We start from the raw sequence: 8,808 nt of genomic DNA on the forward strand, positions 1-8,808 counted from the left end.
TCACAGCAACCAGCGTTACGCTCAAAAGTGGTGAGGTTTTCCAATCTGATCAAGCCGTATGGACTGCGGGCGTTAAAGCCCCTGATGTCTTAACGAAGTTCAAAGATGTTGAATTATCTCGAATTAATCAGTTAGCAGTGAATAAGCATTTTCAGTTACTGAATGATCCCAATGTATTTGCCATTGGTGACAGTTCATTTGTTAAAGATTCTCCCCTAGCGCCTACTGCACAAGTTGCCTCTCAACAAGCTGTCTACTTAAGCAAAAACTTTTCTGCTATTGTGGATCAATCACCTAATATTCCTGATTTTAAATATATTGATCGGGGATCTTTAGTGAGTGTTGGGCGATATGCATCCTTTGGTGTCTTTGGTAATAATACTGCCTTTAAAGGTTTATCCTTCCGAGGTTTTACAGCCAAAATTGCACATGTCTTTTTATATCGCCAACACCAAATGCATATTTTAGGCATTTGGCGTGGGCTATGTGCTTGGCTAGCAGATAAGTTCCGTCGTTGGTCCCGTTGATAAAAAACGATTCAATGCTGTGATTGCCGTTTCAATCTCCCAATAAGATTGGGCAATCATTGCATCGGATATACTTTCCTTTTGTTGATGAATGAGATCAATTGCCTGCAGATACTCTCCATCATTAATTAAACCTCGTATTTCTTCAGGTAATCGCCACTCAATATTTTGTTCATGTAAACGCAATTGGGCGCGCAAAATGACCAATGTTAAAAAGATGAATGCCAATAATTCTGGCTTACCATATTGATCTGGGATCATTTGCGTCTTATGAACCGCATTATACAAATATGCTTCATAATCTTTTAAACCTTTAGCAGTAATCTGACTATTTTCTAATGCATTGAAATGTTGCCATACGCTGTGCTTAATTCTATGTAATTTTTGCTCATCAGAACTGGGTCTAATAATGCTAAAAATTAGTAAAATAATACACAAAGCAACCACTAATGCCAAAGCACTATTAGCAAATAGAGCAAAGCTATAATTCATTGGATTAGAAAAACCAATCAAAAATGAAGAAAATAATAAAAAACCATACCCAATTAAGAAACCAAGCATAGAGCTAACACGAATTAAAGCCGCGATAAAATAAAAAGGCAATACTACCAACATAGCTGGCAACAAGCTCGTAGCTTGAATCAACAATCCAAACTTCAGGGCATACGATACTGGCACCATGATAAATATACTCATTAGAATACTGATGGTGAGTAATTTGTTAATCATGGGATAAGTAGCGCCCAAAGTACAAATAACACCAATGATTACCATCAAAACAAATCCCATATCCCAGCCTGTACTCATCCAAAAAAACATGCCCAACATCAAAGCAAAAAATGTACGCACTGCATTGAGCCATGCTTCTTTATAATCACTATAATAAATACGCATACTCGGTATATATTCATCAACATCCTCATTTAGACGCATGCTATACCAATAATCTATTTTTTCATTCAATTTCTGAATAAAACTACGGCCTTTAATATCTTGTAATAATTCCGCTGGCGGTTCTGGCTTCGTTAAAATTTTTTCTGAGCGCACTTGAGCAGATGCTAACCATTGTCGTAAGCTTTCTAAATAAGCAGTCATCGCAGCTGGGTATATTGCCATTAACTCTGTCTTCATTGCTTCAATCAATAAAACATTAGACATTGCTGCAATCAAACGTTGTCCATACTGAAAAATTCCCATGGCATCTTTACGTTCTTCAGAAATCGAAAAAAGATTCATGGCTAAAGCACTGCGAAAACTCATTAAGTCATGCAGGGTATGACGATATTCTTGAATGAATAGGCGTTGATCATAATCAGGTGTTAACAAATTAACATACATCTGGCGTATTTGTTGGCGCTTAGCTCGAACTTGTAAGCGCGTTTGACGATGATCTAAATGCGATGGCCATAACATGGAAACAAAAAATGCTGTAACTAAACCAATCAAAATTTCTGTAATCCGAGCTTGTGTAATTTGAAATACCATATAGCTACTAGGCTGAATCGACAATGTAAAACCTAAAATAGCGGATGTATAACCACACAATGCGAAGCCATAAGATGACAAAGAACCTTTAGCAGTTGCCAAATAAGCACAAATGGATAACCAAAAGGCCATATAAATGGCAAATAACCATTGATCATCTAAGGCAATACTGGCAATGATGTTCACCATCAATGCCCCGACCATCGTACCAATAAAGCGTGCGATGAATTTATTCAACAATTCACTTTGTGTTGGCAAAGTAACAATCATCACAGTCATAATTGACCAATATGGCTTATCGATTTGTAATCTAAATGAAACAAACCAAGCGATGGCAACACCTAAAACCACACGAATGGCATAGCCATATTGTAATCTTGCCAAACTTTCAAAGATTTTTTGTAATTTAGCCATCATGATTAATCATCTAAAATCACAACTGTTACGGTTGTTCCCGCAATTAAATGGCGATCATTTAATTCCTCTTGCGGATGATCTAATTGGATCTTAACAGGAATACGCTGTGCTAAGGTCACCCAAGGATAATTGGGTTGAACTGCTTGCAATAATTGTTCGCCTGTTTTTGCACTTTGATCAAAAATAGCCCGGCCATAACCTGTAATCGTGCCATACATTTTTGCATCTCCATTGTATGGAATAATTTCAACACGTTTACCAATTTCCACATGCTTTAACTTTGTCTCTTCAAAATAACCCACAACATGAAAGCTATTTTGATCCACTAAAGCAAATAACGGCTGTCCTGCTGGAATAAAGTTACCTTCACGAACATTTAGGTTGGTGATATAGCCAGTTTCTTCTGCATAAACCTTCGTGCGGGCTAAATCTAATTTTGCTTTTTCCACAGCAATTTCTGCTTGTTCGACTTGGTCATTCACTAAATCTAAATTATATTTAGCCTCTTCTAAATGTTCTTTTGAAATCGCAGCACCTTCCCCTAAACTTGTACGGCGGTTATATTGCAATACAGCCTGTTCTTGACGAATGCGCAGCTGTTTCAATTGCGCTTCTGAATTTTTCAAATTGATTTCGTAATCAATGGGATCAATTTCAAATAATAGATCATTTTGCTGAACCAATTGATTATCAATGATGGGTAAATTGATCAATTTACCAGAAACTTGGGAAGAAACCTGAATCACATTGGCTCGAATCTTGCCATCTCTTGTCCAGCCTCCTTGTACATAAAAATTCCATAATGTAATCGCTGCGACCACCATAATAAAAGCCATAATGACTGTTAATAAATAGCGTGTTATAAATTTATTCATTGTTAACCTTGTATCCATAAAACAATTAAGTGACTGATATATAAAGCAACAAAATAGACGCTAATATCTACTAAATTAGGGTGCCAAATATTACTTGAATACAGCTTTTTACGATAAAATCCTCGTATCAACAGCCACATAAAAAATGCCAAGATTAACACCCTAATAATCCCCGGCAAAAATACTAAAGAACCAAAAACAACATCATGCATGTTTTCCTCAACTACATTTCTTAACTTTTCATATATTAACATTACGTAGCACTGGAGCGTGCTACCTCATAAAGAGATTTTATCTATCACGATCCATTCTGTTCATTATCACATAAAACATAGTGCCTAAAAGTACGAATTTTCCATCTCAGAAATTTTAATAGACTTCATGAAAAAAAGCCCAGTTTGGGGAAACTGGGCAAAATTCGAGAAAGAGAAAGAGAACTTATAGTTATTATTATTCTTGGGTGAGGTTACTTGCATCAATCACGATGTTATCTGGATTAATGTTATCCCCATAAAATGATTTCATTGATTTATCGTATGCTTTGTGGAAAAATTCTTGGCTTTGTAATGTTGTGATTTCAGCATTCAACCAATCCAACAATGCTTTATTACCTTTTTTAACTGCTGGTGCAATCACATCTTCTGGGCCGATCACTTGTACTGATACATCGAATTCAGGGTTATTCTTCGCCCAGGCATATAACATTGTATTGTCATGCGCTAATGCTGCTGCACGACCATCTTTCAATGCGGCAAATGCTTCTGAGTTATGATCATATTTTTGTAACTGCACGTTCGGGTGATTTTTTTCAAAATAAGTTTCAGCCGTTGTGCCTTTGTTCACGATCAATACTTTGCCATCCAAATCTTTCACATCTGTAATGGATGCTTTATTTGGAGAAACTAAGCCGATCGCAACTTTCATGTATGGCTTTGCAAAATCCACTTGCTCAATGCGCTCTGGCGTTACTGTGAAATTCGCCAATGTAATGTCCACTTTATTTGCATTCAAAACGTTAATGCGGTTTTGCGCTTCTGTTAATACGAATGTGACTTTATTTTCATCGCCAAATAGCGCTTTACCTAAGTGTTTTGCTAATTCGATGTCGTAACCTTGGCTTTTGCCTTCTCTATCCACATAACCAAATGGTGGCTTATCGCTGAATACAGCAATCCGTAATTCACCACGATCTTTTACTTCTTGCAAGCTATTATCTACTTCTTGTGCTAATGCAGATGAAGAAAATAGTGCCGATAAACCCAATAATGCGACTGATGCTGATTTTTTAAAACTAAACATGACAATCCTTCCTTTTTTATAATTAATTAACAATTGGCTGATACTAAACAAATAAGTTTTGGATACTTAAAAATCAAAAACGGTTAAAAACTGCTGTGCGCGCTTTGTTTTCGGCGCTGTAAAAAACTGTTCAGGCGAAGCCATTTCCACGATATTGCCTTGATCCATAAATACAATACGATTTGCAACTCTACGTGCAAAATTCAACTCATGCGTCACGATCAACATCGTCATGCCTTGCTTTGCTAAGCCTTGAATCACTTCCAGCACTTCTCGCACCATTTCGGGATCAAGTGAAGCTGTCACTTCATCAAAGAGCATGATTTCAGGATTCATACAGAGCGCTCTAACAATCGCGATGCGCTGCTTTTGTCCGCCTGATAATTCTCTTGGATAAGCATTTTTACGATCCAATAAACCTACTCGTGTTAATAGCTCATCCACTTGTTTCATCACTTCTGCTTTATCACGCTTTTGAACTTTTAAAGGCCCCAGCAGAATGTTGTCTAAAACTGTCATATTTGGGAAGAGATCATAACTCTGAAACACCATCCCAATTTTTTGTCGCACATTGATCCAATTTGTTTTAGGCTGATTTAACTCTTCATCATCCAATTGAATTGAACCACTATCTATTTTTTCTAAACCATTCAAACAGCGTAAGAATGTCGATTTACCGCAACCAGAAGGTCCTAGAATCACAACCACTTCACCTTTCTTCACAGCCAAATCAATGCCATTTAAAATGGTGCGCTCTGAAAAAGTTTTAGTGAGCTTGCCAATATTTAATAAAACATCTGACATTTTGTATCCTTATTGACCTGATTTGCGTGTTAAAAAGGTTGCTAATTTCGAGAGCGGATAACAGATCAAAAAGAAGATCAGTAAAATCACGCCATAAATCCAAAACGGTGCCATTGGGTTATTCATCATCGTTGCGTATTCAATGATCTCTTTGCCCACTTTTGTAATGTCTTGTACGCCGATCAAAACCAAGAGCGATGTTGTCATTACGATGCGGGAAGAGAGATTTAATGTCGCAGGTAATGCTCGCTGAAAAGCTTGAGGTAACAAAACATATCTAAAGAGCTGAACGTTATTTAATCCTATGGCTTGTGCTGATTCTTTCTGATGCTTTGGTATCGAAATAATTGCACCACGAATGATGTCGCTCATTTCCGCAGCGCCCCAGAATGTAAATGCGATGATGCCAACTGCTCGCCCACTGATATTAATTTTTAAATCTGTGGGAAAAATGTAATACAACAAATACAATAAAACTAATGTTGGTAATACACGCACAATCTCTAAATAAATTCTGAATATTGTACGAATAAACCAATTATTGGAAGTACGAAGTACACCAAAGATTGTGCCTAAAATTACACTCAAAACAATTGAGATCAATGCAACTTCTAATGTGAAATAGAGCCCGCTTGCTAAACGCTTAACGGTGATCCAATCCAGAATATCAAGACCCAAATTCTGCATAGCGCACCCTCTTTTCCACATAAGATAAGATCATCGTAAATGGCAGAATCACAATCACATACGCAATCACTAAGAGCAGCAAATTTTCATTGGTATGGCCAACGTTGCTGATGTAATTCACCACAACCGTTGTAATGTCTGTGCCTGCAATTGCTGTGAATACTGATGTTTCTTTGAATAAGAAGATACAGTTCGCGCCAAGTGCTGGGATACAATATGAAAATGCTTGTGGCAATATGATGTAACGAATCATCTGCAGTCGATTCAGACCAATCGCTTTACCTGAATCAAACTGAGATTTTGTAACTGATTCAATGCCACCTTTAAAAGCTTCTGCCATATAAGCGCCACCCAAAAGTGATAAACCTAATAATGCAGTTACTTCAAAACTTAAAACAACACCAAAAGCGCGCGGTAAACCAAAATACAGAAAGAAAAGATGCAGCAATAATGGCGTATTTCTAAAAAATGCCACATAACCTTGTGCAATGCGGGCGAGGATTGGTAAGCGATAGAAAATCACTAAACTCAATATCACGCCCAAAATGATTGCACTCACAATCCCAAATAATGAGATTTTAACCGTAAGCCATAGAGCTTTCTCTAAGGTTGGTAATACTTTAACAATGTACGAAAAATCCATGGCTTTGTTTCATCTTCTATGTATATTTATCTTTTTTCAAATAGTGGTGTTGAAAGATATTTTTCACCGCTATCTGGTAAGATTACGACAATATTTTTGCCTTTATTCTCAGGACGTCGTGCCAATTCCAATGCTGCACTCAATGCTGCACTTGAAGAGATACCAATCAATAAACCTTCTGTACCTGCTACAACTGGCGCAACAGAGAATGCATCGCTGTCTGATACTGTGATCACTTCATCATAAACTTTAGTATCCAATGTTTCAGGCACAAAACCTGCACCGATACCTTGAATTTTATGTGGACCTGCAACGCCTTTCGATAAAATTGGAGAAGATTCTGGCTCAATTGCCACGACCTGGATATTCGGATTTTGCTTTTTCAAATAAGCGCCAGTCCCAGAAATCGTACCGCCTGTACCAATACCTGCCACTAAAATATCCACTTGGCCATCTGTATCATTCCAGATTTCAGGGCCAGTTGTTGCTTCGTGCGCAGCTGGGTTTGCAGCGTTTACGAATTGACCTAAGATTACGCTGTTTGCAATTTCTTTAGATAATTCTTCAGCTTTTGCAATTGCGCCCTTCATACCTTTCGCGCCTTCTGTTAAAATCAATTCTGCACCATAAGCTTGTAATAAATTACGGCGCTCAATGCTCATTGTTTCCGGCATTGTTAAAATGATGCGGTAGCCTTTCGCTGATGCAACAGATGCTAAACCAATGCCTGTGTTGCCACTCGTTGGCTCAATAATGACAGAACCTTCTTTTAGAATGCCTGCTTTTTCTGCTGTTTCAACCATAGCCAATGCAATACGATCTTTCACACTGCCAGCTGGGTTCAAATATTCTAATTTAGCAATCAAAGGTGTTTCTAGACCTTCATGCTGAGAGAAGCGGTTTAATTTTAATAGTGGTGTATTACCGATTAAATCAGTTAAACTTTCATAAATTTTTGTCATTTCTCTTCCTTCTAACATTTTAACTTGATTCTGAATTAACATACTTTTAATATATGCTTTATATGTCTTATAAATTATCAGAGAATTTGATAAACTGTCAATCAATTTTTATGTAAGAAGGTGAAAATGAAACTATCTGCAAAATCACGTTACGCTTTAGCCTCCGTCACAAAGATGGCAATGGCATATGATTCCAAAGAAACAATGACTATTTTAGAGATTGCAACAGATCTCAATATTTCTAAAATTTATTTAGAACGTGTCTTCTCACAATTAAAACAAGGAAACATTGTTTCTGCCATTAAAGGTGCTCAAGGTGGTTATTTTTTAACCAATACACCGGATAAAATTTCCATCTATGAAGTATTATCTAGCGTTGAACCTGCTTTGTTTGCAGATAATGAAAAAACTGTGGATGAAATCGCACCTAAAATTGAGCAAGCACTACAACAACAAATTTATATCCGTTTAGATGAGGCATTAAAAGAGAGCTTAAGCTCTGTTACATTAGCAGACCTTGCTGAAGATGCACAAAAAGACGATGATAATTACATGTATTATTTATAATAATTTGATGTTTTATGTCATAACTTTGTTTTGTGGGTGACAATATAATTAAACGCATTACAATGAAGAATCGTCTCATACTTTTATAAACACTAATTGTGACATCAAGAGGATTAAATGCGTAAAGAAGTTGACCTACTCGGCAGTAAAGAGATTTCCAATGATTGCTACTACGGTATTCATACACAAAGAGCAATGGATAACTTTAAAATTTCATCTCAAACCATTAATGATATGCCTGAAATCATTCGTGGTATGGCACTGACGAAAAAAGCTGTAGCTTTAGCCAATCAATCATTACATGTATTAGAACCTAAAATTGCAGAAGCTATCATCAAAGCCTGTGATCTAATTTTAAAAGATGATCGTTGTTTGGATCAATTTCCGATAGATGCATTCCAAGGTGGTGCTGGCACTTCAGTTAATATGAACACCAATGAAGTAATTGCGAATCTTGCATTAGAAATTCTGGGGCATGAAAAAGGTCAATATGACATCATTAATCCCAATAATCATGTAAACATGTCGCAATCCACCAATGA

11 protein-coding genes are annotated in these 8,808 nt (G+C 36.9%); 3 read left to right on the plus strand and 8 right to left on the minus strand.

Annotated elements, in window-relative coordinates; genetic code table 11:
- The coding region (locus tag BZK14_RS06300; RefSeq protein ID WP_171973650.1) for an NAD(P)/FAD-dependent oxidoreductase at positions 1-527 on the plus strand (527 nt) is incomplete at its 5' end.
- Here the strand turns inward: BZK14_RS06300 and BZK14_RS06305 are convergent.
- The 8 genes from BZK14_RS06305 to cysK all read right to left on the minus strand — a co-directional run bounded on the left by BZK14_RS06305 (position 495) and on the right by cysK (position 7,699).
- Complete coding sequence (locus BZK14_RS06305; protein ID WP_077925700.1) at positions 495-2,429, minus strand: FUSC family protein; 1,935 nt, start codon at positions 2,427-2,429, stop codon at positions 495-497. The genes BZK14_RS06300 and BZK14_RS06305 overlap by 33 nt on opposite strands.
- 2 nt (positions 2,430-2,431) lie before the next feature.
- Positions 2,432-3,304, minus strand: a complete 873-nt coding sequence (locus BZK14_RS06310) for an efflux RND transporter periplasmic adaptor subunit (RefSeq protein WP_171973651.1) — start codon at positions 3,302-3,304, stop codon at positions 2,432-2,434.
- 2 nt (positions 3,305-3,306) lie between these two features.
- Positions 3,307-3,516, minus strand: coding sequence for a DUF1656 domain-containing protein (locus BZK14_RS06315; RefSeq protein WP_077925702.1), 210 nt, complete (start codon positions 3,514-3,516; stop codon positions 3,307-3,309).
- 238 nt (positions 3,517-3,754) lie between these two features.
- The gene (locus tag BZK14_RS06320; protein WP_077925703.1) at positions 3,755-4,603 is read right to left on the minus strand and encodes a cysteine ABC transporter substrate-binding protein; all 849 of its coding nucleotides are present in this window, start codon (positions 4,601-4,603) and stop codon (positions 3,755-3,757) included.
- 66 nt (positions 4,604-4,669) lie between these two features.
- Positions 4,670-5,407: an amino acid ABC transporter ATP-binding protein gene (locus tag BZK14_RS06325; RefSeq protein WP_077925704.1), complete on the minus strand. Its 738-nt coding sequence runs from the start codon at positions 5,405-5,407 to the stop codon at positions 4,670-4,672.
- Positions 5,408-5,416: 9 nt separating this feature from the next.
- A complete protein-coding gene (locus BZK14_RS06330) occupies positions 5,417-6,094 on the minus strand; it encodes an amino acid ABC transporter permease (RefSeq protein ID WP_077925705.1) in 678 nt (225 codons plus the stop codon).
- On the minus strand, positions 6,075-6,737 hold the full coding sequence (locus BZK14_RS06335; protein WP_077925706.1) for an amino acid ABC transporter permease: 663 nt from the start codon (positions 6,735-6,737) through the stop codon (positions 6,075-6,077). Before BZK14_RS06335 ends, BZK14_RS06330 begins: the two co-directional genes overlap by 20 nt.
- A 26-nt stretch (positions 6,738-6,763) precedes the next feature.
- The gene (gene cysK, locus BZK14_RS06340) at positions 6,764-7,699 is read right to left on the minus strand and encodes a cysteine synthase A (RefSeq protein ID WP_077925707.1); all 936 of its coding nucleotides are present in this window, start codon (positions 7,697-7,699) and stop codon (positions 6,764-6,766) included.
- A 126-nt stretch (positions 7,700-7,825) separates the two neighbouring features.
- Between cysK and BZK14_RS06345 the strand changes: the two genes are divergently transcribed.
- Both BZK14_RS06345 and BZK14_RS06350 read left to right on the plus strand, forming a co-directional pair.
- Entirely contained in the window at positions 7,826-8,266 is a 441-nt protein-coding gene (locus BZK14_RS06345) for an RrF2 family transcriptional regulator (protein ID WP_077925708.1), read from the plus strand.
- Positions 8,267-8,383: 117 nt separating this feature from the next.
- Positions 8,384-8,808, plus strand: a 425-nt coding sequence (locus BZK14_RS06350; RefSeq protein WP_245831197.1) for a lyase family protein, incomplete at its 3' end; no start/stop codon positions are given.

This window comes from Wohlfahrtiimonas larvae, from assembly GCF_002006755.1.
Taxonomy (GTDB): Bacteria; Pseudomonadota; Gammaproteobacteria; order Cardiobacteriales; family Wohlfahrtiimonadaceae; genus Wohlfahrtiimonas; species Wohlfahrtiimonas larvae.

What these genes read in the sequence shown, in the direction of transcription:
- BZK14_RS06310 (WP_171973651.1), bottom strand. Translation starts at nt 3,304, where the DNA reads ATGAATAAATTTATAACACGCTATTTATTAACAGTCATTATGGCTTTT.
- BZK14_RS06325 (WP_077925704.1), bottom strand. Translation starts at nt 5,407, where the DNA reads ATGTCAGATGTTTTATTAAATATTGGCAAGCTCACTAAAACTTTTTCA.
- BZK14_RS06305 (WP_077925700.1), bottom strand. Translation starts at nt 2,429, where the DNA reads ATGATGGCTAAATTACAAAAAATCTTTGAAAGTTTGGCAAGATTACAA.
- BZK14_RS06320 (WP_077925703.1), bottom strand. Translation starts at nt 4,603, where the DNA reads ATGTTTAGTTTTAAAAAATCAGCATCAGTCGCATTATTGGGTTTATCG.
- cysK (WP_077925707.1), bottom strand. Translation starts at nt 7,699, where the DNA reads ATGACAAAAATTTATGAAAGTTTAACTGATTTAATCGGTAATACACCA.
- BZK14_RS06335 (WP_077925706.1), bottom strand. Translation starts at nt 6,737, where the DNA reads ATGGATTTTTCGTACATTGTTAAAGTATTACCAACCTTAGAGAAAGCT.
- BZK14_RS06330 (WP_077925705.1), bottom strand. Translation starts at nt 6,094, where the DNA reads ATGCAGAATTTGGGTCTTGATATTCTGGATTGGATCACCGTTAAGCGT.
- BZK14_RS06315 (WP_077925702.1), bottom strand. Translation starts at nt 3,516, where the DNA reads ATGCATGATGTTGTTTTTGGTTCTTTAGTATTTTTGCCGGGGATTATT.
- BZK14_RS06345 (WP_077925708.1), top strand. Translation starts at nt 7,826, where the DNA reads ATGAAACTATCTGCAAAATCACGTTACGCTTTAGCCTCCGTCACAAAG.